This is a genomic window from Lysobacter koreensis (assembly GCF_042677045.1).
Taxonomy (GTDB): domain Bacteria; phylum Pseudomonadota; class Gammaproteobacteria; order Xanthomonadales; family Xanthomonadaceae; genus Lysobacter_K; species Lysobacter_K koreensis.
In genome coordinates, this window is sequence record NZ_JBHTIH010000002.1 from 143,371 (window position 1) to 165,833 (window position 22,463).

Below are 22,463 nucleotides of genomic sequence, written 5' to 3' on the forward strand. Positions count from 1 at the left end.
TTCATGTCCGCTCGTTAACATAGCAAACGTTTGTTTCGAAATTGGAAGCGTCCGTCCCTTGGTGGACGGCGCTAGAGCCGGCAATAGGATTGCTGGCATGAGGAGGTTTTCATGCTGATCCTGACGCGTCGCGTCGGCGAAACCCTGATGATCGGCGACTCGGTGACCGTCACCGTGCTCGGCGTCAAGGGCAACCAGGTGCGTATCGGTATCACCGCACCCAAAGATGTCGCGGTTCACCGCGAAGAAATCTACCAGCGCATCCAGCGCGGCGAAGAGCAGGCCGACACCGGCAAGAACAGCGACGGCTGACGAAAGAATTGTTTGCCGCGCGTGAAGTGAGCCGTTATGCTTCCCGCCCGCAACACGTGTGTGTCGCGGAGAGTTGCCCGAGAGGCTGAAGGGGCTCCCCTGCTAAGGGAGTATAGGGTCAAAAGCTCTATCGAGGGTTCGAATCCCTCACTCTCCGCCAGTTGCAAAGAACCGCGGTTTCAAGCGGTTTTTTGTCGGTTTCGACGGAGTTCTTTCTGATCGGATCGACGCAAAAAATTGTCGCGGAATATTGACGGACTACGACCGTGTCGTCATAATTCTCCGACTGCGCGCCCGTAGCTCAGCTGGATAGAGCACCAGGCTACGAACTTGGGGGTCGGAGGTTCGAATCCTTCCGGGCGCACCATCTGCGAAGAAAAATCAGCAACTTGGGGTGTCAAGTTGCTGATGTGCCACTTAAATACCCCCTACGATCTGATCGTGGGACGGACACGAAAAGCCACCTTCGGGTGGCTTTTTTGTTTTTCGGCACGCGAAAGGTGTTCCGCAAGCTGCGGATGCGAGCTGTGGATGGTGGACGCCCCTCCTTCACGGCCCTGGTCATTTTCACGCGACGCAGTTGGCCTCATCGCGGCCTGTGGATACGCTGAAGCTCCTCGTGCGGCTGTTCTGTGGAGCTCGTTTCCAGGCGGCCTCCGGCCGATGCGGTATGCACGGATCGGTTGTCGGCAAGTTCGTTACGGCTCCATCCGCCAGCTCGTGGCACGATAGTCGAATGGCCGACCACGTCATCGATATCGTTCGTCTGCGCCGCGGCTGCGCGCAGTGCTCGCTGCAGCAGCTGTGCCTGCCCGCGGGCATCTCTGCCCACGAGTTGGTCCGCCTCGATGAAATCGTGCGGCGGCGCCGGCCGATGGAGAAAGGCGAGCGCTTGTTCCGCTTCGGCGATGCGTTGTCGGCGGTGTATGTCGCCCGCGACGGCGCGTTCAAGACGATCAGCATCAACGAGGCCGGCGACGAACAGGTGATCGGCTTCCATTTGCCGGGTGAACTGGTCGGTCTCGACGCCCTCGGCTCGGGGGCCCATCGCTGCGAGGCGGTTGCGCTGACCGCGGCGAACGTCTGCGAGGTACCGTACACGGATCTGGCCAGCGTGGCGTCGCAGTTGCCGAGCCTGCAGCAGCAGCTGATGCGGGTCATCGGTCAGAGCGTCAGTCGTGATCACGACCACTTGGCAATGCTGGTGCGGCGCCAGGCCAACGAGCGAATCGCGCTGTTCCTGCATGGACTGGGCGAACGCCTCACCCATATCGGCCAGTCTGGCACCGACTTCAAGCTGCCGATGAGCCGCGAGGACATCGCCAGCTTCCTGGGGTTGGCGCTCGAGACCGTCAGCCGCGGTTTCACCCGGCTGCAGGACGACGGCGTGATCAGCGTGTTCGGTCGCCGGGTCGAAATCCTCGATACCGCCGAGTTGGACCGGCTCGCGCACGGTGCCGAGGCCGGCGCGACCCGCGCGCGCGAAGCCAAGCCCCAGGCTGGTTAGTGAGCCGGCTCAGGCCGGCAGCGTGCTGCAGCCCATCGCGGTCAGCAGGGCGTGCAGAGCAGGTGTCCGAATCAGCCAAGGCGCCCCCAGGGTCAGCACGCCGGCCGACAGCACCAGCGCGCCGGCGGCCGCACGCCAGCCACTGCGCTGCAGGCGTTGGCCGATCCTCGCGCCCGACCAGGTCAACGGCAGCATCAGCGGCAACGTGCCCAGGCCGAACGCCGCCATCGTCAGCGCGCCGTTGCGGGCATCGGCCTGCAGCCAGGCGGCGGCAAGCAACGTGGTGCTGAGTCCGCACGGCATCCAGCCCCACAGCATGCCCAACGCGATGCGCTTGCCGCTGCTGTTGGCCGGCAACAGGCGGCGCTGCAAGGGCCGCAACCCCTGCCAGAGCCGGCCCTTGCCCGGCGCCTGCAGGAAGGCCAGGCGGCCGTGGCGGTCGAGGAGCCGCAGTGCCGCGACCACCAGCACGACGCCGACCAGCATCCGCGCGCCGAGCGCTATCCACGGGCTTTGCGCGAATCCGACGATGCCGTGGCCGACGCCGCCGGCAATCGCGCCGGCCAGCACGTAGCCCAGCACGCGGCCCAGGTTCGGCTCGACCGCGTACTTCCAGCCCGCGCGCGGGCCCATCGCCGAAAATCCGGTCGCGATGCCGCCGCACATCGCCGCGCAATGCACCCCGCCCATGAGCCCGGTCAGCAGGGCTGCCCCCAGCGTGAGCCAGTCAATCGGCATCGGCGCCGCCTCCCGGTCGGTCGACGGGCCCCGGAGCGGATGTGCCGGCCGGCGCCTGCCGGTCGTGCGCGTCCTCGCGCAGGATGTCGATCGCCGGCGTGTCGAGGTCCTCGAACTGGCCGCGCCGCACCGCCCACACGAACGCCCAGATCGCCGCGGCAAGCAGCAGCAGGCTGAGCGGGATCATCAGCAGCAGGATGTTCATCGCGCGGACTCCCCGGTGCCGGTGGTGCGGGTCAGGCGCAGCGCGTTCGCGGTCACCGCCAGCGACGAGATCGCCATACCGAGTGCGGCGAGCCACGGCGTGACCATGCCGGCCGCGGCCAGCGGCAGCGCGAGCAGGTTGTAGCCCAGCGCCCAGCCGAGATTCTGGCGCACCACCCGGCGGGTGCGCCGTGCAATCGCGATGGCTTGCGGCACGCGCGACAACGAGTGCCCGGTGAGCACCAGGTCGGCGGCGCGCTGGGCCAGCGCGGCGCCGTCGCCGAGCGCCAGCGAGACATCGGCGCCGCCGAGCACCGGCGCGTCGTTGAGGCCGTCGCCGACCATCGCGACCACGCGGCCGCGCTGCTGCAGCGTGCGCACGAAGGCGAGCTTGTCCTCGGGACTCTGGCGCGCGTGCGCCTCGCCGATCCCGACCTGGCGCGCGAAGCGCTGCACCGGCCCGGCCGCATCGCCGCTGGACAGGTGCACCGCCAGTCCGAGTGCGCGCAGCGCATCGATCGCGGCACGGGCGTCGACGCGCTCGCTTTCCTTGAGCGCGAAGCGGGCCATGGCGCGCTCGCCGTCGCCGAGCCAGAGCTGGCCGTCATCGGCGCCGCCGGCCGCAAAACCCGCCTGACCCAGGCGCCAGTGCCGCCCTTCGACCACGCCTTCGATGCCCTGGCCCGGCACGGCGCGCACGTCGTCGGCGTTCGGGGCGCCGTCGACCTGCGCGAACGCGGCCGCGATCGGGTGGCCGCTGTCGCGTTCGAGCGCGGCCGCGATGCGCAGCGCCCGCGCTTGGTCTAAGCCGGCGAATGCCTCGACCGCGGCCAGCACCGGCCGCCCGTCGCTGAGCGTGCCGGTCTTGTCGAACACGATGTCGGTCGCCTGCGCGAGCCGGTCGAGCGCGTGGTCGCGCACCGCGAGCACCCCGAGCCGTGCGAGTGCGCCATGCGCCGCGGCGAGCGCGGCCGGCACCGCCAGCGACAACGCGCACGGGCAGCTGATGACGAGCAGGGCGAGGGTGACCTCGAACGCGCGCGCCGGGTCGTGCACGCGCCAGCCGGCATACACCGCCAACGTGGCGAGCAGCAGGCCGGCGACGAACCGGTGCGCGATGCGGTCCGCCGCCAGCGCCAGCGCCGGCCGCTGCGCCTGGGCCTGGTCGACCAGGCGCGCGAGCTGCGACAGCCGGGTCGTGCTGCCGGTGCCGGTGACGCGCAGCCGCGCCGGCTGTTCGCGGCAGACGGTCCCGGCATAGACGCGGTCGCCGCTTGCCTTGTCGACCGGCGACGATTCGCCGGTCAGCAAGGCTTCCTCGAACCGCGCCGGCGCGAGCAGTTCGCCATCGGCCGGCACCACCTCGCCGACCGCGACGCAGGCGATGTCGGCGATCGCCAGCGCTGCCAGCGGCACCGATTCGCGCTGGCCGTCGGCCGTCTCGCGCGTCGCGAACGCGGGCCGTGCCCGCGCGAGCGCATCGACCTGCGCGCTGGCGATGGCGCGCGCGCGCTGCTCGAGCATGCGCGCCGCCAGCAGCAGGAACACGAACATCACCGCCGCGTCGTACCAGACGTGCGCGCCGCCGCGCACGGTTTCCCACACGCTGGCGAAGTAGGCCAGCAAGGTCGATCCGGCGATCAGGGTGTCCATGCCGAACCGGCGGTGCCTCAGTTCGCGCCAGGCCCCGGCCAGGAACGGCCAGCCGGCGTAGAACACCACGGGGGTCGACACCAGGAACGTGATCCAGCGGAAGAAGTCGCGCGTCGGCAGCGACATGCTCGACGAGAAGTCGAGGTACAGCGCCTCGGCCAGCATCATCGCCTGCATCGCGCCGAGCCCGGCGATGCCGATCCGGATCAGGTCGCGGTTGCGCGAGCGCCGGCGCTCGCGCTCGCGCGCCTCGCCGCTGGCCAGGTAAGGCCGGTAGCCCAGCGCCACCAGCCGCTGCAACGGTGCCGACAATGCCGTGCGCCGCGGGTCCCACGCCAGCCGGATCCGGCCGGTCACCGCGTTTGCGGTGGCTTCGAGCACGCCGGGCTCGCGCGCCAGCACGCGGTCGATCAGCCACGCGCATGCGGCGCAGCGCATGCCGTCCGTGAGCAGGGTGATCTCGCGGCCGCCCTCGATCACGAGCGCATGTTCGGCCAGCACTTCGTCGCGATCCCACACCCGCAGGTCGACCGCTTCGGTGCCGACGCGGCCCGCGTGCTCGCTGCGCAGGCGGTAGTAGTCGCCGAGGTCGGCTTCGCGGATCCACTGCGCGGCGGCCGCGCAGCCGTCGCAGCAGAATGCGCGGATCGCGCCATCGAACTGCAGCCGCGCCGGCGATGGCGGCAGCTCCTCGCCGCAGTGATGGCAGCCGCCGGCATCGGCCAGCCGCAGATCGCCGGGGTGTGCCACACCCGGGTCCAGCGCGATTGTCGTTGCCGCTGCGCTATTCATCGTCGCTGCGCTACCGGTCCGGCAGCGCCGGGCGCAGGTTCGTCGCCTGCTGCCCTTTTGGCAGCCGACCGCGCAGGCGCCAGCGCGCGTCCGCCGGCCCGAGCTGGACGTTCCAGTCGTGGCTGCCGTCGACGCTGGCCTCGGTGCGCCAGCCCAGTTCGGTGGGCTGCAGCCGCAGCACCCGGTCCGCACTCGCATGCGTCGGATGCGCGAGGCTCAGTTGCAGCGGCACGGCGCGATCGAACGGGCCACTGACCGGCAGCACCTCGACCAACCCCCGTTCCGCATCGACGCGCACGATCGCGCTGAGTTTCTCGTTCCGCGCGACGCCGTCCGGACCCAGGTCGGTGGTCTGCACCTGCGCCATGCGCTGCACCGGCTCGCTGACCGCGTCGGTGCTGCCGTCGTTGGCGACGATCACCATCAAGATGCCGCCGATCACCGCCGCGGCGACCAGCACCACGACCAGCCACACGATCGGCTGGCGCCAGGGCGAGGCGTGGCCCGGAGGCGTTGCGGGGGAAGGGGGCTGGATGGGCATCACTGCGGTCCGAAGAAGCTGCTGTCGACCGTCTCGCGGGTGCGGCCGTCGCCGGACACGATCACGAAGCGCACGGCGTGCCGGCCCTTGAGCGTCGCCGGCGCGGTCGCCTCGACCGGCACCGACACGACCTGCTCGGCCAGCGCCTGCACCGTGCGGGGCCCGCCGCGCAGGACGATGCCGGGCGTGCCGGATTCGAGGCTGATGCGGTAACGCTGCGCGGCCGCGGTCTTGTTGACCAGCTTGAGGGTGTAGCCGTTGTCGATGCCGTCGTCGGTGACGCGGTACAACGCGTTGCGGTCGCGCAGCACCTCGGCGATCAGCGGGCTGCGCGCGGCGATGCCCCAGCTCCAGCCGGCCACCAGCGCCAGCAGCAGCGCGGCGTAGACGAACACGCGCGGGCGCAGCACGCGGGTCGGCTCGCCGTCGATCGCGTTCTGGGTCGAATAGCGGATCAGCCCGCGCGGGTAGCCCATCTTGTCCATCACGTCGTCGCAGGCGTCGATGCATGCGCCGCACGCGATGCAGTCGTACTGCAGGCCGTTGCGGATATCGATGCCGGTCGGGCACACCTGCACGCACATCGTGCAGTCGATGCAGTCGCCTGCGGCGTCCGCGGCGGGACGCGGCAGGGGTTCCTCGATCCGGGCCAGGAATGCGGCGTCGTTCTCCAGCCCGGCCTGGGCGCGCGCCTGCGCCATCGCGTCGCCGGCCGAGGAATGGCCGCCGGCGCGGAACACCAGTTCGTAGGCGAGCACCTTGTCGAGCACCCCGCGCCCGCGCGCGACCACGTCGGCCAGGCCGCGCCTGCGCGGCCCACGCGGTTCGCCGCGCAGCGGGTCGTACGCGATGATCAGCGTGTTGCGATCGAACATCGCGCTCTGGAAGCGCGCGTACGGGCACATGTATTTGCACACCTGCTCGCGCAATACGCCGGCGTTGCCCCAGGTCGCGAGCGCGTAGAACAGCACCCAGAACGTTTCCGTGCCGTTCCAGTCGAATGGCCACACGCGCACGGCGAGGCTCGTGATCGGGGTGAAGAAACCGACGAAGGTGAAGCCGGTCCACAGCGCGAACACGAGCCACAGCACGTGTTTGAATCCCTTGCGCAGCGCCTTCTCGCCGGTCCACCGGCCAGCATCGAGTTTCATCCGCTTGTGGCGGTCGCCCTCGGCCCGGCGCTCGATCCACAGGAACACCTCGGTCCACACCGTCTGCGGGCAGGCATAGCCGCACCACAGTCGCCCGGCCAGCGCGGTGACGAAGAACAGCAGCAGCGCCAGGATGATCAGCAGCATCGCCAGGAAGGTGAAGTCCTGCGGCCAGAACGTCAGCCCGAACACGTGGAACTTGCGCGCCGGCAGGTCGAACAGCACCGCCTGGCGGCCGTCCCACTGCAGCCACGGGAAGCCGTAGTACATGCCCAGCAACCACACCACCGCGAGCTTGCGCAGCCGGTCGAAGCGGCCGGCGACGTCGCGCGGGTAGACCTTGCGCTCGCTGACGTAGAGCGAGTCGCCGCCCGCTTCCAGCACATCGATGGGAATGGTCTTGCTCACAGCGCGGGTTACTCGGGCGGCAACGACTTGTTGAAGCGGCTCGCCGGGCGCAGCAGCAGCCAGGTGAACAGGCTCGACGACGCGGTCGCCAGCCAGAACGTGAAGAAGCCGACGGTGTAGCCGGCGCTGCGCGTGATCCGCAGCTGCGGGAACGTCATGTCGCGCAGTTCCAGCGGGTCGACGAAGGCGAAGAACACCATCGTCGCCACCCCGGCGGCGAAGAAGCTCGGCCACAGCACCGCGCCGACCCGCTGCGCCATCGGCCGCGGCGGATGGTCGAACGACGGGGCAGGGCGCACGCTCATCTGGCCGGTTCCGAGTTGGCCGCGGACGCGGATCCCGCCGGTGCCGGCCGGTTCGACAACGACCACACGTACGCCGCCACCAGCCGCGCGCGGGTCTCGCCGAGCAGTTCGGCGTGCGCGGGCATCACCCCGTGGCGGCCGTTGACGATCGTCTCGCGCAGGCTGGCGGTGCTGCTGCCGTGCAGCCAGTAGTCGTCGGTGAGGTCGGGCGCGCCGAGCTCGGTGTTGCCCTTGCCGTCGACCCCGTGGCAGGCCACGCAGACGCCGTCGTAGAGCTTCTTGCCGGTCGACGCGAGGTAGTCGTTCTGCAGCGACTTGCCCGGCGCCGCCAGCGTGCGCACGTAGGCAATCACGTAGTCGACTGCGTTGTCGCCGCCAATGCCGGTCAGCACCTTGCCCCACTCGGGCATGACGCCTTCGCGCCCGTCCATCACCGTCTGCAGGATGCGCTCGGGCTCGCCGCCCCAGTGCCAGATGTCGTCGGCGAGGTTCGGGTAGCCGATCGCGCCCTGCGCCGACGAGCCGTGGCAGGTCGCGCAGGTGTTGGCGAAAATCGATTGGCCCAGCGCCCGCGCCGCCGGATCGGCCGCCAGTTGCGGGATCGGCGCGCCGTCGTAGGCGCGGAACGTCTCGGCCAGGGTCGCGTTGCGCGCGGCCTTGTCGCGCTCGTGCTCGCGCGCCGAACTCCACTGGCTGTAGCCCTGGTACGTGCCTAGGCCGCCGTACCAGAACAGGTAGCCGATGCCGAACGCGATCGCCAGGTAGAAGCCGTTGATCCACCAGCGCGGCATCGGCTTGTTGTACTCGGTGATGTCCTCGTCCCAGTAATGGCTGGTGTCCTCCGGCTTCGGGTCACCCGGCCGACGCCTGGCGGTCCACCACAGCAGCCAGGCGATGCCGAGGATGTTGAGCGCGAGCAGGGCGATGACGTACCACGACCAGGTGGCGCTCATGGCTGCGGTTTCCCGTTACCGGCGCTGGCGCCCTGGTGGCCGGCGTCGTCCTCGTCGAGGGCGAGGCGCGCGGCGCGGTCGAAATTCTGCTGGTGCTGCGGCCGCCAGGCCCAGGCCCAGATGGCGACGAACAGCAGCAGCAGCAGCAGTGTGACGATTCCCGAAAGCATCGCTCAGCCTCCCTTGGGTGCGTGCTTGCCGAGGCCCTGCAGATAGGCCACGACCGCATCGAGTTCGTTCTTGCCGGCGACCTCGCCGGGCGCCTTGGCAATCTGCGCGTCGGTGTAGGGGTCGCCCAGCCGCTGCAGCGCCTTCATCCGGTCGGCCACCTGGCTACCGTCGACCGGCGTCTCCAGCAGCCACGGGAACGCCGGCATGTTGGATTCGGGCACCACCGCGCGCGGATCGGCCAGGTGCACGCGGTGCCAGTCGTCCGAATAGCGGCCGCCGACCCGGGCCAGGTCCGGACCGGTGCGCTTGGAGCCCCACTGGAACGGCCGGTCGTAGACCGACTCGCCGGCCAGCGAGTAGTGGCCGTAGCGCTCGGTCTCGAAGCGCAGCGTGCGCACCATCTGCGAATGGCAGTTGTAGCAACCCTCGCGCACGTAGACGTCGCGCCCGGCCAGCTGCAGCGGCGGATACGGCTTGACCCCGGGCAGCGGCTCGATCGCCTCGGCCTGGTACATCAGCGGCACGATCTCGGCCAGGCCGCCCAGTGAGACCGCGACCGCGACCAGCACCGCCAGCAAGCCGATGTTCTTCTCGATTTTTTCGTGTCCAAGGCTCATCGGTAGCTCCTCAACCCAGCGCTTCGGCGGCATGCGGCGCCAGTACCGGTTGCGGCACGGGCTCGTGCACGAGTTGCCAGGTGCGCCAGAAGTTCCACGCCATCAGGCCCATGCCGGCAAGCACCATCAGCCCGCCGAGCAGGCGTCCGAGGTAGTAGGGGTACGTCGCCAGCAGCGACTCGACGAAGCTGTAGGTCAGCGTGCCGTCGGTGTTGGTGGCGCGCCACATCAGGCCTTGGGTGATGCCGGCGATCCACATCGACACGATGTAGAACACCACGCCGAGCGTGTGCAGCCAGAAGTGCGCGTCGATCAGCTTGATCGAGTGCATCGCCTTGAGCCCCAGCGTGCGCGGGAACATCGAATACAGCGAGCCGATCGTGATCATCGCGACCCAGCCCAGCGCACCGGCGTGCACGTGGCCGACGGTCCAGTCGGTGTAGTGGCTCAGCGAGTTGACCGACTTGATCGACAGCAGCGGGCCTTCGAACGTCGCGATCATGTAGAAGCTGATCGCCACCACGAGGAACTTCAGAATCGGGTCGGTGCGCAGCTTGTGCCACACCCCCGACAGTGTCAGCAGACCGTTCATCGCGCCGCCCCACGACGGCGCCAGCAGGATCACCGAGAACACCATGCCGACCGACTGCACCCAGTCCGGCAGCGCGGTGTAGTGCAGGTGGTGCGGGCCGGCCCACATGTAGATCGAGATCAGCGCCCAGAAGTGCACGATCGACAGCCGGTACGAGAAGATCGGCCGGCCGGCCTGCTTGGGCACGAAGTAATACATCATCCCCAGGTAGCTCGTGGTCAGCATGAAGCCGACCGCGTTGTGCCCGTACCACCACTGCGCCATCGCATCGACCGCGCCGCTGTAGACCGGGTATGACTTGCCCAGCGACACCGGGATCGCGAGGTTGTTGACGATGTGCAGGATCGCGATGGTGATGATGTACGCGGCGAAGAACCAGTTGGCGACGTAGATGTGCTTGACCCGGCGCTTGGCGATCGTGCCGAAGTACAGCCAGCCGTACGCGACCCAGACGACCGTGATCATCAGGTCGACCGGCCACTCCATCTCGGCGTATTCCTTGCCCTGGGTAAGGCCCATCGCCAGCGTGACCACCGCGGCGACCAGGCACGCCTGCCAACCCCAGAACACGAACGAGGCGAGCTTGTCGGAGATCAGCCGCACGTGGCAGGTGCGCTGCACCACGTAGAGGCTGGTGGCAAACAGCGCCGAGCCGCCGAACGCGAAGATCACTCCGTTGGTGTGGATCGGCCGCAGCCGACCGAAGCTCAGCCACGCGGTGTCGAAGTTCAGTGCCGGCCAGTACAACTGGGCCGCGATCAGCGCCCCGACCGCCATGCCGATCACGCCCCAGACGATCGAGGCGATCGTGAACTGCTGGACGACCTTGTCGTTGTAGAAGCCGCGCGGATCCGCCGCAGCCGCGGAGTGGGATGGGTTGCCGCGCGCAGGCAAAGGGGCGGCGCCCGTCGCGGCGCCAGGGGGATCGAACGCAGTCATGGCAGACCTTGGGAATTCGGTGCTGCGCATTGTCCCGGCGGGGGCCGGATCACGACTTGATCTGGATCAATTGGGCCCATGCCGTAGCGGGCGGCTCGGCCAAAATCCCTGCGGGATCCTTGGCATTGCGGCAAATCACGCACGTCGGCGGTGTTCCTGGAGGAGAGGCAATTATCTGCCTCCACTCCGCAGGGCGAGTCGCAAACGGTCCGGCGCCCCGGTGCTACGAGCAACCACCGCAGCAATCGCTGCCCTGGCCGCTGTGCGGCGCGGCATGGCGGGCAGGGTAGCCGGCGGCGGCCAGGGCGCTGATCGCCTGCTGACCGGTCAGCAGCCCTTCCACGCGCACGCGATTGGCGCCGGTGTCGACGGTGACCGCCGCGGTCGGATCGATGGCGCGGATCGCTTTCTTGATCGTGCAGCCGCAGGTGTGGGAGGCGATCTTTTCTAGGTCGAGCAACATGGGTTGGTCCGGGTTCGGGTGGGCTGGCAGCGTCGCAGCGTCGGTGCGCGCGCGCATTGATCCAGGTCATGCGCGCGAAGAACGCAGGCCGGGCCCGCGCTGCACGGGTCGCACCTCGGTCCGGCCCTTTTTTGTGGGTGACAGCCGGCGCTGCCCGGCACCGGTCAAAAAAAAAGGCGGAGAGAAACTCTCCGCCGTCGGCATCTTGCGCAGATGGGGGCGGGCGACGCGCCTATTTCGTCACCACCAGCTTGCCCTTCATGATCCCGGCGTGGCCCGGGAACGAACAGAAGAAGCTGTAGTCGCCGCCGGCCTTGAGCTTCTTGCCCGGTAGCTTGGTGCTGGTCTTGGCGCCGCCGCCGATGACCGCGGTCGCGGCGAGGACGCGGACGTCGGCCTTGGGCACGTAGGCAGCGGCGGCGCCGGCCTTCATGCCGGCGGCGGCCACGGCGGACACGTCGCCGGTCGCGCTGACGACGATATTGTGGCCCATGACGTTGGCGGGCAGCTTGCCGGTGTGGGCCAGTTCGATCGTGATCGTCGGGCACGCGGCGGACACGGTCGCGGTCTTGAGGTCGAACTGCATGGCGTCGTTGCCCTTGAGCTTGATCGTGCAGTTCGGGGCGGCATGGACGAGGCCGGCGGAGGCGAGCAGGGCCAGGCCGAGCAGGGCCTTGGAGGTGCGATTCACGGAGGTAACTCCTGGTTGGGAAAGGTGAATAGGGCGGGTTTCAACCCGCCATCGGGTGGAAGAGGAATTCGGCGCGAGCGGTTCGGCCAGCCGCGACCGGCAGGTTGAAAACCCGCCCTACGGCGCGGCGGCCTGGCGCACCGCGGCGACGAATGCGGGATCGGGCTTGCTGCCGACCTGCTCGGTACGCGCGAGGATGCGGCCGTCGCGATCGAGCAGCACCAGCGCGCTGGTGTGGTTGAACTCGCCATCGGCGAGCGCGCGGTAGCGGATGCCGAGCACGCCGGCGACCGCACGGACGTCGCCGGGCGCGGGGCGGGCGAGGGTCCAGTGCCGCGGATCGAGCTTGCGCTGCGCGGCGACCTTGGCCAGTGCCTGCGGGGTGTCGCGCTGCGGATCCATGCTGACCAGCAGCAGGCCGACGCGAGCGCGCTCGGCCGGCGTCAGCTGCTTCTCGATCGCCTTGCCGCTGTCGACGATCAGCGGGCAGATGTACTGGCACGAGGTGTAGAACATCGTCACCACCTGCGGCGTGCCGCGACGCGCGCGCCAGTCGAACGGGCGCCCGGTCTGGTCGGTCAGCGGCAGCGACAGCTGGTAGACCGAATCGGTGGGCAACGCCGCGGCCGATCCGGCGCGGGAGGATTTCGCAGCTGCGGGCGCGGCATGCTCCGGTGGTGCGGCCAGCGCGCCGGCGCACAACAGCGCCGTGGCGAGGGCGAGGGTGGTGGGGGCGATCAGCGTCATTTGGCGCTCCAGGCGCAGCGGAATCCGAGGTTGGCGGTGGCGTTGTGACCCTGCAGCGAGGACAGCATCGCCACCCGCATCAGCACGGCGTAGTTCTCGCGGTCGTCCATCGACAACGCGCCGGCGCCGCAGAACTTGGCGTTGTCGGGATCGCCCTGGTTGCGGTTGTCGCCGTCGACCAGCAGGGCGGAGTAGTCGTCGGTCCACTCCCACACCAGGCCGTGCAGGTCGTGCACGCCCCAGGCATTGGGGGCCTGCAGGCCGGTGCGCGGCAGCGCCTCGTTGGACGGGCGCGAGTACCAGGCCAGGATGCGTTCGCGCCACGCCGGGTCCTTGCGCGCGTCGGTGCGGGTCTCGTCGGCGGCCGCGGCGTACTCCCATTCCGACCAGGTCGGCAGGCGCGCGCCGAGCGACTCGCAGTAGGCGTTCGCGGCAAACCAGGTCACCCACACCACCGGCTGTTGCGGTAGCGCCCGCGGGCCGGGCTGCACCGGCGACTGCCAGTGCGAGAGGTAGCGCGGCTCGGCGAACACCGCGGCGACGCGGTCGCGCCGCCATTGCGGGTTGCGCTGCACGAAACGCAGGAACTCGGCGTTGGTGACCGGCTTGCGCATCAGCGCGAACGGCGCGATGCGCACGCCGTCCTTCGCGTCCTCGTACTGCAATGCGGAGCGGAACACGCCGCCGGGCAGCCCGGCGTAGCGCGGGCCCGCATCGCCGGCGAGGCCGGCGAGCGGCAGCACGAGCATCAGCAGGGCGGCGAGGCGGCGCATGGCTCAGTGGCCTCCCGACGCGTTGGCCGGCTTGGCGGCGCGCGCGGCGGCGGCGTCGGCCTTGGTGACCCGGCCGCCCGGGTTGCCCCAGCTGTTGAGCACGTAGGTGGAGATGTTGGCCACTTCGTCGTCGGTCAGCTGGTTCATCGGCGGCATGTTGGAGTTGTAGTCCTTGCCGTTGACCTTCACCGGCCCGACCAGGCCGTGCAGGATCGTGCTCGGCAGGCGCTTCGGGTCGGCGGCGATGTAGTCGGATTTCGCCAGCGGCGGGAACACCCCCTCCATGCCCTGGCCTTCGGGCTGGTGGCAGGTCGAGCAGGTGCCGGCGAACAGCGCCTTGCCGGCGTTGATCTGCTCCTCGACCGACAGGTCGCCGGTCTTGGCCGATGCCGCCGCGGTGGCCACCGCCGCCATGTTCGGCGCCGCGCGGTCGCCGAGGTAGACGTAGTCGACTTCCTTGCCGGAGTAGATCGCCTTGTTCTCGGGGCCGTCGGCCTTGAGGATCGCCAGTGCGCCCTTGTTGAACGCGCGGAAGATGCTGTGGTCGACCAGCACGTAGCTGCCCGGCACTTCCATGTGGAACTCCATCATCGCCGCGCCGCCGGCCGGGATCAGCGTCGTCTGCACGTTCTCCTGGAACTTGCTGCCCCCCTCGTACCAGACCTTGTCGAAGATCTCGCCGATCACGTGGAAGCTCGACACCAGGTTCGGGCCGCCGTTGCCGACGTACAGGCGCACGGTCTCGCCGACCTTCGTGGTCAGCGCCTTGTCGCCGGTCAGCGCGCCCTCGGCGCCGTTGAACAGCACGTAGGTCGGGTTCTCGTCGATGCCCTTCTGCATGTCGAAGGCCTGGTGGCCCTTCTCGCGGTACTTGCCGGCCGTGTAGAAGTCGCCCTGCATCACGTAGTACTCGCGGTCGACCTTCGGCATGCCTTCCGGCGGCTCGACCAGGATCAGCCCGTACATGCCGTTGGCCACGTGCATGCCGACCGGGGCGGTCGCGCAGTGGTAGACGTAGAGGCCGGCGTTGAGCGCCTTGAACGTGAAGCGCGAGGAATGGCCCGGCGCGGTGAAGCTCGACGCGGCGCCGCCACCGGGGCCGGTGACGCCGTGCAGGTCGATGTTATGCGGCATCTTCGAGTCGGGCATGTTGCGCAGGTGGAACTCGACCGTGTCGCCCTGGCGCACGCGGATGAAGCTGCCCGGCACGGTGCCGCCGAACGTCCAGAACGTGTAGGTGACGCCTTCGGAAATCGGCAGGTCCTTTTCGATCACGTCGAGCTCGACGATGACCTTGGCCGGCGCGGTGCGGCCGGTGGCCGGCGGCACCAGCGGCGGCGACGTCAGCACCGCCTTGATCGGCTCGCCCTGCGGCGGGCCGAAGTCGCCCTTGCGCGAGCCGCCGGTCTGGTCCTCGGGGGCAGTGGTTTGGGCCGCGTCGGCCGCGGGCTTGTCGTCGCTGCGACACGCCGGCAATGACAGCGCCAGCGCCGCGATCGCCAGCAACAAAGGACGGGTGACACGCTTCATTGCGAACTCCCCAAGGTTGGCGCAAGGCCGGATGGCGGCAGGTTGCCGCGGCAGCGGCAGCGCCGCCCTGATTTGGATCAATTCATCGGCTCAATCTGCAGGGAGCTGCAGGAACCGCATTCCGGCTTGATTGGGATCAAGATGGCTTGACCGCGGCCGCGCGAGGCTGCGTTCCAACCACAACCAATGACAGGGGTTTGCCGATGTCGTGTCGCCATGGCGCGTTGCCCGCGCTCCTGCTTGCCGCGTGTGCGCTGCCGGCCGCGGCCGGCGACGTCGTGCAACCGCAATGGAACCTGCGCCTGCGCCACGAACACGTCGCCGACGACGCGTTCGCGCGCAACGCCGGGGCCACCACGCTGCGCCTGCGCGCCGGGCTGCGCTTCGCCTGGGCCGACCACTGGCAAGCGCTGGCGGAAGCCGAGGGCGTTGCCGCCGACGGCCGCTACAACAGCGGCGCGAACGGACGCGTTGGCCATCCTGGGGTCGCCGATCCGGCCGGCGCCGAGCTCAACCAGCTGTGGCTGGGTTGGCACGGCGAGCGCGCCAAGGCCACGGCCGGGCGCCAGCGCGTGCAGCTCGACAACCAGCGCTGGCTCGGCAACAGTGGCTGGCGCCAGAACGAGCAGACCTTCGATGCGGTTGCCTTGGAATGGACCCCGGTCGCCGCGCTCACCGCGCGTTATGTCTGGCTCGACCGCGTGCACCGGGTCAACGGCGATGATGCGCGCGATCCGCTCGCGCGCGAACGCGACCTCGACAGCCATGCGCTCGATCTGGCGTTCGCGCACAACGATCAGCAATGGGGCGGGTATGCGCTCGCGCACGAGGACCGCGACGTGCCGGCGGCGTCGACCCTGACTGCCGGAGTGCGCTGGAGTGGCCAGTACGCGCACGACGGCGGCGGCAACCGTTGGGGCTGGCGGGTCGAGGCCGCACGCCAGCGCGACCACGCCGGCAATCCGCACGATTTCGCCCACGCCTACTGGCTGTTCGAACCATCGCTGGTGCGGCGCGGCGTCACTTGGCGGGCCGGCTGGGAGCACCTGGGCGGCGATGGCCGCCATGCGCTGCAGACCCCGCTGGCGTCGTTGCATCCGTTCAACGGCTGGGCCGACAAGTTCGGCGTGACGCCGGCGGGCGGGCTCGACGACCGCTACCTCGCCGTGGCGGGCAAGCTCGGCCGCGGCGCCCACGCCGGCAAGCTCAGCTGGACCGCGGCCTGGCACGACTACCGCGCCGACAGCGGCGGCCGCTACGGCCGCGAGTGGAACGCGTCGCTCGGCTTCCCGGTGCGCGGACCGGTGACCGGGCTGGTCAAGCTCGCCGATTATCGCAGCGACGGGTTCGCGCGCGACACCACCAAGCTGTGGCTGCAGCTGGAGTGGACCCGGCCCTGAGCTGCGATCGCAGGGCCGCGGCCCCGCGTTGGCCCGATGGTGGCCGCGGTGACGCGCTCCAGCGCGGCGCGTCATCGCCAGTCGCTCGCATGTCGCGGTGTGGCATTCCTGGCGCAGCGGCCTTGATCCGGATCGCCCGCCGCCGATTGCGCCATCGCTGCGCGGGCCCTGCGCCGCATGCGGTGATGCCTGCGCGCTTTGGCTTTGTCCGATCTGTCCGAGTTCGGCCGCGCCAAGAGGAAAAAAAGGGGTGGCCGAAGCCACCCCAATGGGGTCCTGCTGACCGGAGATTTCAGCCTTCGGCGTTGCCGGCAACGCCGACCAGCGCCGGGTCGCGCGTCGGCACCACCCATAGGCGCAGCACGAACCAGGCCAGCGCGACCGCGCCGACGCTGAAGATCGTGTCGCCCGGCATCCGCAGCCACACCAGCATGTCGATCAGCGGCTGCTGCATGAACTCGGCCGAGCGCGAGTACCAGTAGCCGTGTTCGATCGAAGCGCGCAGCTGCAGGATGCCCAGCGGCAGCAGGGTCAGCAGCGCCATCAGCACCAGGCCGAGGTTGAGCGACCAGAACGCCAGCTTCACCGGTCGCACGTCCCAGACCATCTGCCCGCGCAGGCCGCGCAGGCAGAACAGCATCAGCGCGATGCCGAGCATGCCGTACACGCCGAACAGCGCGGTGTGGCCGTGCAGCGCGGTCAAATTCAGGCCCTGCATGTAGTACAGCGACAGCGGCGGGTTGATCAGGAAGCCGAACAGGCCGGCGCCGACCAGGTTCCAGAACGACACCGCGATGAAGAACAGCACCGGCCACTTGTAGCGCGCCATCCACGGCGTGGCCTTGCCCAGCTTGTAGGTGTGGTACGCCTCGAAGCCGATGTAGGCCAGCGGCACCACCTCCAACGCGCTGAAGCTCGCGCCGAGCGCGACCACCGAGGTCGGCGTGCCGATGAAGTACAGATGGTGCAGGGTGCCGAGCACGCCGCCGGTCATGAACACGATCGTGGCGAACAGCACCGCGACCGTGGCCACCGAGGTCTTGATCAGCCCGAGCCGGGTGAAGATCAGCGCCATCACCGCGGTGGCGAACACCTCGAAGAAGCCTTCCACCCACAGGTGGACCAGCCACCAGCGCCAGTACTCGACCTCGGAGATGTGGGTGTGCTCGCCCCACATCAGCGCCGCGCCGAAGAACACGCCGATCGCGACTGTGGACAGGAACAGCAGCGAGATGATCGACTTCGCCTCGTTCGCCGCGCCGCGCAGCACCGGCCACAGCGCGCGCCCGACCAGGGTCACCCACAGCAGCAGGCCGACGAACAGGAACCACTGCCAGAAGCGGCCCATGTCGGCGTACTCCCAGCCCTGGTGGCCAAACCAGAAGTTGTTGTCGAGGCCGATCTTCTGCATCACCGCGAGCCACTGCCCGGCGAACGAGCCGACCACGATCACCAGCAGGCAGACGAACAGGAAGTTGACCCCGAGGCGCTGGAACTTCGGCTCATGCCCGGACAGCGCCGGCGCGATGTACAGGCCGGTGGCCAGCCACGACACCGCGATCCACAGCACCGCCAATTGCGTGTGCCAGGTGCGCGACAGCGAGTACGGCAGCCATTGCGACAGCGCGAAACCGTACGCCTCCTGGCCCTCGACCTGGTAGTGCGCGGTGATCGCGCCGAGCAGGATCTGGCACAGGAACAGCGCGAGCACGACCCAGAAATACTTCGCGGTGGCGCGCATCGACGGGGTAATCCGCAGCAGCGCGAACGGATCGGATTTCGGGATCTGGTGCGGCTCCTCGCCACGGCCGTGGCTGACCGCGTAGTGCCAGCCGAGCAGGGCGATGCCGGCGATCAGGAACATCACGCTGAACACCGACCACAGCCACAGTGACGCGGCCGGCTTGTTGCCGACCAGCGGCTCGTGCGGCCAGTTGTTGGTGTAGGTGACGGCGTTGGCGACCTTCAGCGGATAGCCGCCAGCGGCAGCGTTGTCGGCCGCTGCGGGCCGTTCGGTGGTCGCCGCCCAGGCGGTCCACCAGAAGAACGCGGTCAGGGCGCGGCGGTGCTCGAGCGTGTCGACCGTGCCCTCCTTCATTGCGTAGGCTTCGCGCAACTCGGCCGTGGCGGGATCGTTGCCGAACAGGCTCACGTAGTGGGCGGCGACGTTGGACGCGGCGACGGCGCGATCGCGCGTCAGCGTGATCGTGCCGGTGGCGGGGTCGTAGGTGTTGGCCCGCATCATCGACTGCAGGCGGCGCTGCAACGCGGCCTGCTCGTCCTCGGGCAACTGCGCATAGCTGGCCATGCCGCCGTCGGCGCGGGCCCAGATGTCGAGCACCCCGGTGGCCTCGCGGTGCAGCCAGTCCGCGCTCCAGTCCGGGGCGACGTAGGCGCCGTGGCCCCAAATCGAACCCAGCTGCATGCCGCCCATCGACTGCCAGACCTGCCGGCCCTGTTCGATGTCCGCACGCGTGTAGACCACCTCGCCTTGCTGCGTGACCACCCGCTCGGGCATCGGCGGCGCGGTGCGGAAGATCTCGCCCCCCGCCCACAGCAGCACCGAAAACGATGCGATGAGCAGGGCAGCCAAGCCCAGCCATAGCTTCCTGTTATTGCTCATGATGGCCTCCCAATGAATGGACGCATGGTCGGCCACCGCGGGCAGGCACGCCCTGATCCAGATCAAGTTGCGCGGCGCGGCATGCGGGCACGCGGCTATCTGCCGTGCGACGGCGGGCTGCAACCGGGCGCAGAAGCCGGCGTCTTGTGTTGCGTCAGCGCGTGGCTTCTATCGGCGCAATACCGGTGCCGCGAGCTCCGCGAGCTGCGCGTGCTGAAGTACCTCCAGCTCACGCCGGTCCACGCGCAACACGCCCTCGGCCTGGAACCGCTTGAGCACGCGGCTCACGGTCTCGGGGGCCAGGCGCAGGTAATTGGCGATGTCGGTGCGCGGCATCGTGAGCTGGAAGCGGTGCGGCGAGAAGCCGCGCGCGGCCAGCCGCCCCGACAGCCCGATCAGGAACGCCGCCATGCGCTGGTCGGCGGTCCAGTCGCCCGCGAGCAACGCGGCGCGGCCGATGTCGCGGCTGAGCAGCCGGAACAACTGCCGCTGCAGGCCGGGCAGGCGCGCGGCGAGCATCGCCATCTTCGGGAACGAGAAGCGGCAGAGCATGACCGTGTCGAGCGCGACCGCATTGCACGGGTAGTGCTCGCCATCGATCGCGTTGAGGCCGATGACCTCGCCGGGCAGATGGAAGCCGAGCACGTGCTCGCGGCCCTCGCGGTCGATCACGTAGGTCTTGACCGTGCCGGCGCGGACCGCAGCGATCGCGTCGAACGGATCGCCCTCGCGGAACAGGTGGTCACCGGCGTGGTAGGGCCCGACATGCTCGACCAGCACGTGCAGGTCCATCAACGCGCTCTTGTCCATGCCCTCGGACAGGCATGCCTGCGAGAACGCGCAGGTCGAACAGAAGTGCAGGGTGTCGCCGTCGTCCGCGAGCGTGCGCGGGTCGAGGCGCGGGAAGGTGGCCGGATTCACGACAACTCCCATGCAGCCGCTAGATCGCGCGGGAGAATCGCGGCTGGGTGACCGCAACGGGTTTGTCCAGGTATCGGTCGAAGCACATCGCGATGTTACGCAACAGCAGGCGGCCCCGCGACGTCACCGTGATCCGGCGTGGCTCGATACGGACCAGCCCATCGGCGGCCAGCGGTTGCAGCCGTTCGAGGGAGTCGGCGAAGTAACGGCCGAAATCGATGTCGTAGCGGCGCTCCAGCGCCGTGATCGGCACCTCGCCCTGGCACATCAGGCTCTGGATCAGGTCCGCGCGCAGCTGGTCGTCCTCGCTCAGGCGCATGCCGCGGAATACCGGCAGCCGGCCCTCGTCGATCGCGCCCTGCCAGCTGATCAGGTCCCGGGGGTTCTGGCTGAAGCTGTCGCCGATGTGGCTGATCGCGCTGACGCCCAGGCCGACCAGGTCGCTGTCGGCATGGGTGGTGTAACCCATGAAATTGCGGTGCAGGCCGCCGCGCGACTGGGCTTGCGCCAGCTCGTCGTCGGGCAGGGCGAAATGGTCCATGCCGATGTAGACGTAACCGGCTGCGGTGAGCTTTTCGATTGCCCGTTGCAGCAGGGCCAGCTTCGCTTCCGGCGATGGCAGGTCGGCGGCCTCGATCTGGCGCTGCGGCTTGAACAGCTCGGGCAGGTGGGCGTAGCTGTAGACCGCGATCCGGTCCGGGCGGATGCCGATGACCGTGTCCAGGGTGCGCGAGAAGCCCTCGGCGGTCTGCTTCGGCAGGCCGTAGATCAGGTCGACGTTGACCGAGCGGAAGCCGCTGGCACGGCAGGCCTCGATGACCGCCACCGTCTGCTCGACGCTCTGGATCCGGTTCACCGCTTCCTGCACCGCCGGATCGAAATCCTGCACGCCGAGGCTGGCGCGGTTGAAACCGATCGTCGCCAGTTCGGCAACGTCGGCCGGCGAGATGAAGCGCGGATCGAGTTCGATCGAGATGTCCCGGTCGCGGCTCGCGGAGAAATGGAACTGGCGCTGCAGGGTCTCCACCACCTCGCGCAGCTGCGCCGGGGTGAGGAAGTTCGGGGTGCCGCCGCCGAAGTGCAGTTGGATCACTTCGCGGTCGCGGTCGAACAGCGCCGCGGCCAGGTCGATCTCGCGGTACAGCCGCGCCAGGTAGGTGTCGGACCGCGACAGATCGCGGGTGATGATGCGGTTGCAGCCGCAGTAGAAGCACGGACTGAGGCAGAACGGCACGTGCACGTAGAGCGATAGGCGCCGTGGGATCGGATCGCCGTTGCTGGCCTGCGCGGCCTCGCGCAGTTGCGCCTCGCCGAACTCGCCGCTGAACTGCGGCGCGGTCGGGTATGAGGTGTAACGCGGGCCGGGCCGGTCGTAACGGCGCAGGAGGTCGGTGTCGAAGGCTGGCATGGGGCTGGGTGTCGGGCTCGGGGCGCCGCCGCCTTGAGCGGACTCAAGCGGCGGTCTGAAGGTCGCGAATCGGCGCGACAGTTATTGCCGGCGCGCTGGACGCGCAGCGGCTTTTTCGGATCGCCGCAATCAGGTGGCCAGGCCGGCGTTCGCTTGCTGGATCGGGCGCAGGTCGTTGGCGAAGCCGTGGTTGACGTCGCGGTGGCCGGCCTCGTCGGCGCGCACCGCCAGCACCACCTCGCGCAACCTGGCGGTCGCGGGCAGCTGCCAGTAGTCGCGCGCGACCTGTGGCGCGGGCACGTTCTCGACCCGGCCGGCATCGATCTCCTGCAGGTACTGGGTATAGCTGATCACCGCCTGCTCCTCGAAGTAGCCGACCAGGCGGTGGGCGGTGCGCGAGGACAGCAGGTACAGCAACAGGAAGAAGCTGAAGAACGCTGCCTGCGCGACCAGCACCAGCGCGCGCTCGAGCCAGTTCGGCCGCGCGATCTCGATGAAGGTCATCAGGTGCATGCGCTCGTTCTCGGCCTCCTCCATCAGCGTGCGGATCCATCCGCGGTCATCGCGCATCCAGCGCAGGCAGCGCAGGTGGACCAGCGCGGCGCCGACCAGGCCCGGCACTGCAGCGACCGTTTCCAGCACAATCGCGCGGTTGCCGTAACGCTTGGCGAAGAACGTGTCGGCAAGGAAGCGCAGCCCGCGGGTGATGCCGAACGCGACGCGGTCGGACCAGTCGCGGGCGGCATGGTGCACGTCCAGGTCGACGGCGGCGGGGGTTTGGACGAAAGGCGTGATCAGCGTGTTCAAGGGGAGCCTCATCTCTCGCGCCGCAGGTCGCGCGGTGATGCGTGCGGTGCGGCCGGTTGGCCGCTTCACGCCGGTGCCGGAGCACCGCCTGCGGAATGCAAGGTACGGCCCGTGGGCGAAGACGGCCTTGATCTCGATCAATCGGCTGCCGGACCGATCGGGTCATTCAGCCGACTGCAAGCAATCGGGGCGCCGGGCCCCGGCGCGAGGCACCGGT

The 22,463-nt window shown here is 69.2% G+C and carries 22 protein-coding genes and 2 tRNA genes; 5 read left to right on the forward strand and 19 right to left on the reverse strand.

The window, feature by feature from the left end:
- Positions 1-111 precede the first annotated feature (111 nt).
- The 4 genes from csrA (at position 112) to fnr (ending at position 1,819) form a co-directional block, all read left to right on the forward strand.
- Entirely contained in the window at positions 112-312 is a 201-nt protein-coding gene (gene csrA, locus ACFQZQ_RS00875; protein ID WP_386810802.1) for a carbon storage regulator CsrA, read from the forward strand.
- 67 nt (positions 313-379) lie between these two features.
- Positions 380-472: transfer RNA gene (locus ACFQZQ_RS00880), tRNA-Ser, on the forward strand.
- A gap of 130 nt (positions 473-602) precedes the next feature.
- Positions 603-679, forward strand: a tRNA-Arg gene (locus tag ACFQZQ_RS00885).
- 231 nt (positions 680-910) lie between these two features.
- A complete protein-coding gene (fnr, locus tag ACFQZQ_RS00890) occupies positions 911-1,819 on the forward strand; it encodes a fumarate/nitrate reduction transcriptional regulator Fnr (protein ID WP_386810803.1) in 909 nt (302 codons plus the stop codon).
- Between the two features lie 9 nt (positions 1,820-1,828).
- On the opposite strand, the gene ACFQZQ_RS00895 is transcribed toward fnr, so the two are convergent.
- The 15 genes from ACFQZQ_RS00895 to nirK form a co-directional block, all read right to left on the reverse strand.
- Positions 1,829-2,557, reverse strand: a complete 729-nt coding sequence (locus tag ACFQZQ_RS00895) for a sulfite exporter TauE/SafE family protein (protein WP_386810804.1) — start codon at positions 2,555-2,557, stop codon at positions 1,829-1,831.
- Positions 2,547-2,762 (reverse strand): cbb3-type cytochrome oxidase assembly protein CcoS, encoded by a 216-nt coding sequence (gene ccoS, locus ACFQZQ_RS00900; RefSeq protein WP_386810805.1) that lies wholly within the window; start codon positions 2,760-2,762, stop codon positions 2,547-2,549. The genes ACFQZQ_RS00895 and ccoS overlap by 11 nt, the downstream gene beginning before the upstream one ends.
- Positions 2,759-5,206 carry a heavy metal translocating P-type ATPase gene (locus ACFQZQ_RS00905; protein WP_386810806.1) on the reverse strand — a complete coding sequence of 816 codons (2,448 nt, stop codon included), beginning with the start codon at positions 5,204-5,206 and terminating at the stop codon, positions 2,759-2,761. Before ACFQZQ_RS00905 ends, ccoS begins: the two co-directional genes overlap by 4 nt.
- 10 nt (positions 5,207-5,216) lie before the next feature.
- Positions 5,217-5,747 (reverse strand): FixH family protein, encoded by a 531-nt coding sequence (locus ACFQZQ_RS00910; protein WP_386810807.1) that lies wholly within the window; start codon positions 5,745-5,747, stop codon positions 5,217-5,219.
- The gene (locus ACFQZQ_RS00915; RefSeq protein WP_386810808.1) at positions 5,747-7,306 is read right to left on the reverse strand and encodes a 4Fe-4S dicluster domain-containing protein; all 1,560 of its coding nucleotides are present in this window, start codon (positions 7,304-7,306) and stop codon (positions 5,747-5,749) included. The genes ACFQZQ_RS00910 and ACFQZQ_RS00915 overlap by 1 nt, the downstream gene beginning before the upstream one ends.
- 8 nt (positions 7,307-7,314) lie before the next feature.
- Complete coding sequence (locus ACFQZQ_RS00920; RefSeq protein WP_386810809.1) at positions 7,315-7,611, reverse strand: hypothetical protein; 297 nt, start codon at positions 7,609-7,611, stop codon at positions 7,315-7,317.
- Complete coding sequence (gene ccoP, locus ACFQZQ_RS00925; protein WP_386810810.1) at positions 7,608-8,564, reverse strand: cytochrome-c oxidase, cbb3-type subunit III; 957 nt, start codon at positions 8,562-8,564, stop codon at positions 7,608-7,610. The genes ACFQZQ_RS00920 and ccoP overlap by 4 nt, the downstream gene beginning before the upstream one ends.
- Positions 8,561-8,734 (reverse strand): cbb3-type cytochrome oxidase subunit 3, encoded by a 174-nt coding sequence (locus ACFQZQ_RS00930; protein WP_386810811.1) that lies wholly within the window; start codon positions 8,732-8,734, stop codon positions 8,561-8,563. Before ACFQZQ_RS00930 ends, ccoP begins: the two co-directional genes overlap by 4 nt.
- A gap of 3 nt (positions 8,735-8,737) precedes the next feature.
- A complete protein-coding gene (gene ccoO / locus ACFQZQ_RS00935) occupies positions 8,738-9,352 on the reverse strand; it encodes a cytochrome-c oxidase, cbb3-type subunit II (protein WP_386810812.1) in 615 nt (204 codons plus the stop codon).
- Between the two features lie 10 nt (positions 9,353-9,362).
- Positions 9,363-10,883 (reverse strand): cytochrome-c oxidase, cbb3-type subunit I, encoded by a 1,521-nt coding sequence (ccoN, locus tag ACFQZQ_RS00940; protein WP_386810813.1) that lies wholly within the window; start codon positions 10,881-10,883, stop codon positions 9,363-9,365.
- Between the two features lie 223 nt (positions 10,884-11,106).
- Positions 11,107-11,403, reverse strand: coding sequence for a heavy-metal-associated domain-containing protein (locus ACFQZQ_RS00945; protein WP_386810814.1), 297 nt, complete (start codon positions 11,401-11,403; stop codon positions 11,107-11,109).
- A 175-nt stretch (positions 11,404-11,578) separates the two neighbouring features.
- Positions 11,579-12,037, reverse strand: a complete 459-nt coding sequence (azu, locus tag ACFQZQ_RS00950) for an azurin (RefSeq protein WP_386810815.1) — start codon at positions 12,035-12,037, stop codon at positions 11,579-11,581.
- 117 nt (positions 12,038-12,154) lie between these two features.
- Positions 12,155-12,784 (reverse strand): SCO family protein, encoded by a 630-nt coding sequence (locus ACFQZQ_RS00955; protein WP_386810816.1) that lies wholly within the window; start codon positions 12,782-12,784, stop codon positions 12,155-12,157.
- On the reverse strand, positions 12,781-13,557 hold the full coding sequence (locus ACFQZQ_RS00960) for a formylglycine-generating enzyme family protein (RefSeq protein WP_386810817.1): 777 nt from the start codon (positions 13,555-13,557) through the stop codon (positions 12,781-12,783). The genes ACFQZQ_RS00955 and ACFQZQ_RS00960 overlap by 4 nt, the downstream gene beginning before the upstream one ends.
- Before the next feature lie 3 nt (positions 13,558-13,560).
- Entirely contained in the window at positions 13,561-15,087 is a 1,527-nt protein-coding gene (nirK, locus tag ACFQZQ_RS00965) for a copper-containing nitrite reductase (protein WP_386810818.1), read from the reverse strand.
- 203 nt (positions 15,088-15,290) lie between these two features.
- Between nirK and ACFQZQ_RS00970 the strand changes: the two genes are divergently transcribed.
- Positions 15,291-16,487, forward strand: a complete 1,197-nt coding sequence (locus ACFQZQ_RS00970; RefSeq protein ID WP_386810819.1) for an alginate export family protein — start codon at positions 15,291-15,293, stop codon at positions 16,485-16,487.
- A 292-nt stretch (positions 16,488-16,779) separates the two neighbouring features.
- Here ACFQZQ_RS00970 and ACFQZQ_RS00975 read toward each other — a convergent pair whose 3' ends face one another.
- The 4 genes from ACFQZQ_RS00975 to ACFQZQ_RS00990 all read right to left on the reverse strand — a co-directional run bounded on the left by ACFQZQ_RS00975 (position 16,780) and on the right by ACFQZQ_RS00990 (position 22,246).
- Positions 16,780-19,110, reverse strand: a complete 2,331-nt coding sequence (locus ACFQZQ_RS00975) for a nitric-oxide reductase large subunit (RefSeq protein ID WP_386810820.1) — start codon at positions 19,108-19,110, stop codon at positions 16,780-16,782.
- Positions 19,111-19,278: 168 nt separating this feature from the next.
- Entirely contained in the window at positions 19,279-20,031 is a 753-nt protein-coding gene (locus ACFQZQ_RS00980; RefSeq protein ID WP_386810821.1) for a cyclic nucleotide-binding domain-containing protein, read from the reverse strand.
- Between the two features lie 19 nt (positions 20,032-20,050).
- A complete protein-coding gene (hemN, locus tag ACFQZQ_RS00985; protein WP_386810822.1) occupies positions 20,051-21,439 on the reverse strand; it encodes an oxygen-independent coproporphyrinogen III oxidase in 1,389 nt (462 codons plus the stop codon).
- Between the two features lie 129 nt (positions 21,440-21,568).
- Entirely contained in the window at positions 21,569-22,246 is a 678-nt protein-coding gene (locus ACFQZQ_RS00990) for an alternative oxidase (protein WP_386810823.1), read from the reverse strand.
- Positions 22,247-22,463 lie beyond the last annotated feature (217 nt).

What these genes read in the sequence shown, in the direction of transcription:
- ccoS (WP_386810805.1), bottom strand. Translation starts at nt 2,762, where the DNA reads ATGAACATCCTGCTGCTGATGATCCCGCTCAGCCTGCTGCTGCTTGCC.
- ACFQZQ_RS00955 (WP_386810816.1), bottom strand. Translation starts at nt 12,784, where the DNA reads ATGACGCTGATCGCCCCCACCACCCTCGCCCTCGCCACGGCGCTGTTG.
- ACFQZQ_RS00905 (WP_386810806.1), bottom strand. Translation starts at nt 5,206, where the DNA reads ATGAATAGCGCAGCGGCAACGACAATCGCGCTGGACCCGGGTGTGGCA.
- ACFQZQ_RS00975 (WP_386810820.1), bottom strand. Translation starts at nt 19,110, where the DNA reads ATGAGCAATAACAGGAAGCTATGGCTGGGCTTGGCTGCCCTGCTCATC.
- hemN (WP_386810822.1), bottom strand. Translation starts at nt 21,439, where the DNA reads ATGCCAGCCTTCGACACCGACCTCCTGCGCCGTTACGACCGGCCCGGC.
- ACFQZQ_RS00970 (WP_386810819.1), top strand. Translation starts at nt 15,291, where the DNA reads ATGTCGTGTCGCCATGGCGCGTTGCCCGCGCTCCTGCTTGCCGCGTGT.
- ACFQZQ_RS00945 (WP_386810814.1), bottom strand. Translation starts at nt 11,403, where the DNA reads ATGCGCGCGCGCACCGACGCTGCGACGCTGCCAGCCCACCCGAACCCG.
- ccoP (WP_386810810.1), bottom strand. Translation starts at nt 8,564, where the DNA reads ATGAGCGCCACCTGGTCGTGGTACGTCATCGCCCTGCTCGCGCTCAAC.
- ACFQZQ_RS00930 (WP_386810811.1), bottom strand. Translation starts at nt 8,734, where the DNA reads ATGCTTTCGGGAATCGTCACACTGCTGCTGCTGCTGCTGTTCGTCGCC.
- ccoO (WP_386810812.1), bottom strand. Translation starts at nt 9,352, where the DNA reads ATGAGCCTTGGACACGAAAAAATCGAGAAGAACATCGGCTTGCTGGCG.
- ccoN (WP_386810813.1), bottom strand. Translation starts at nt 10,883, where the DNA reads ATGACTGCGTTCGATCCCCCTGGCGCCGCGACGGGCGCCGCCCCTTTG.
- csrA (WP_386810802.1), top strand. Translation starts at nt 112, where the DNA reads ATGCTGATCCTGACGCGTCGCGTCGGCGAAACCCTGATGATCGGCGAC.
- ACFQZQ_RS00895 (WP_386810804.1), bottom strand. Translation starts at nt 2,557, where the DNA reads ATGCCGATTGACTGGCTCACGCTGGGGGCAGCCCTGCTGACCGGGCTC.
- ACFQZQ_RS00960 (WP_386810817.1), bottom strand. Translation starts at nt 13,557, where the DNA reads ATGCGCCGCCTCGCCGCCCTGCTGATGCTCGTGCTGCCGCTCGCCGGC.
- nirK (WP_386810818.1), bottom strand. Translation starts at nt 15,087, where the DNA reads ATGAAGCGTGTCACCCGTCCTTTGTTGCTGGCGATCGCGGCGCTGGCG.
- ACFQZQ_RS00910 (WP_386810807.1), bottom strand. Translation starts at nt 5,747, where the DNA reads ATGCCCATCCAGCCCCCTTCCCCCGCAACGCCTCCGGGCCACGCCTCG.
- ACFQZQ_RS00920 (WP_386810809.1), bottom strand. Translation starts at nt 7,611, where the DNA reads ATGAGCGTGCGCCCTGCCCCGTCGTTCGACCATCCGCCGCGGCCGATG.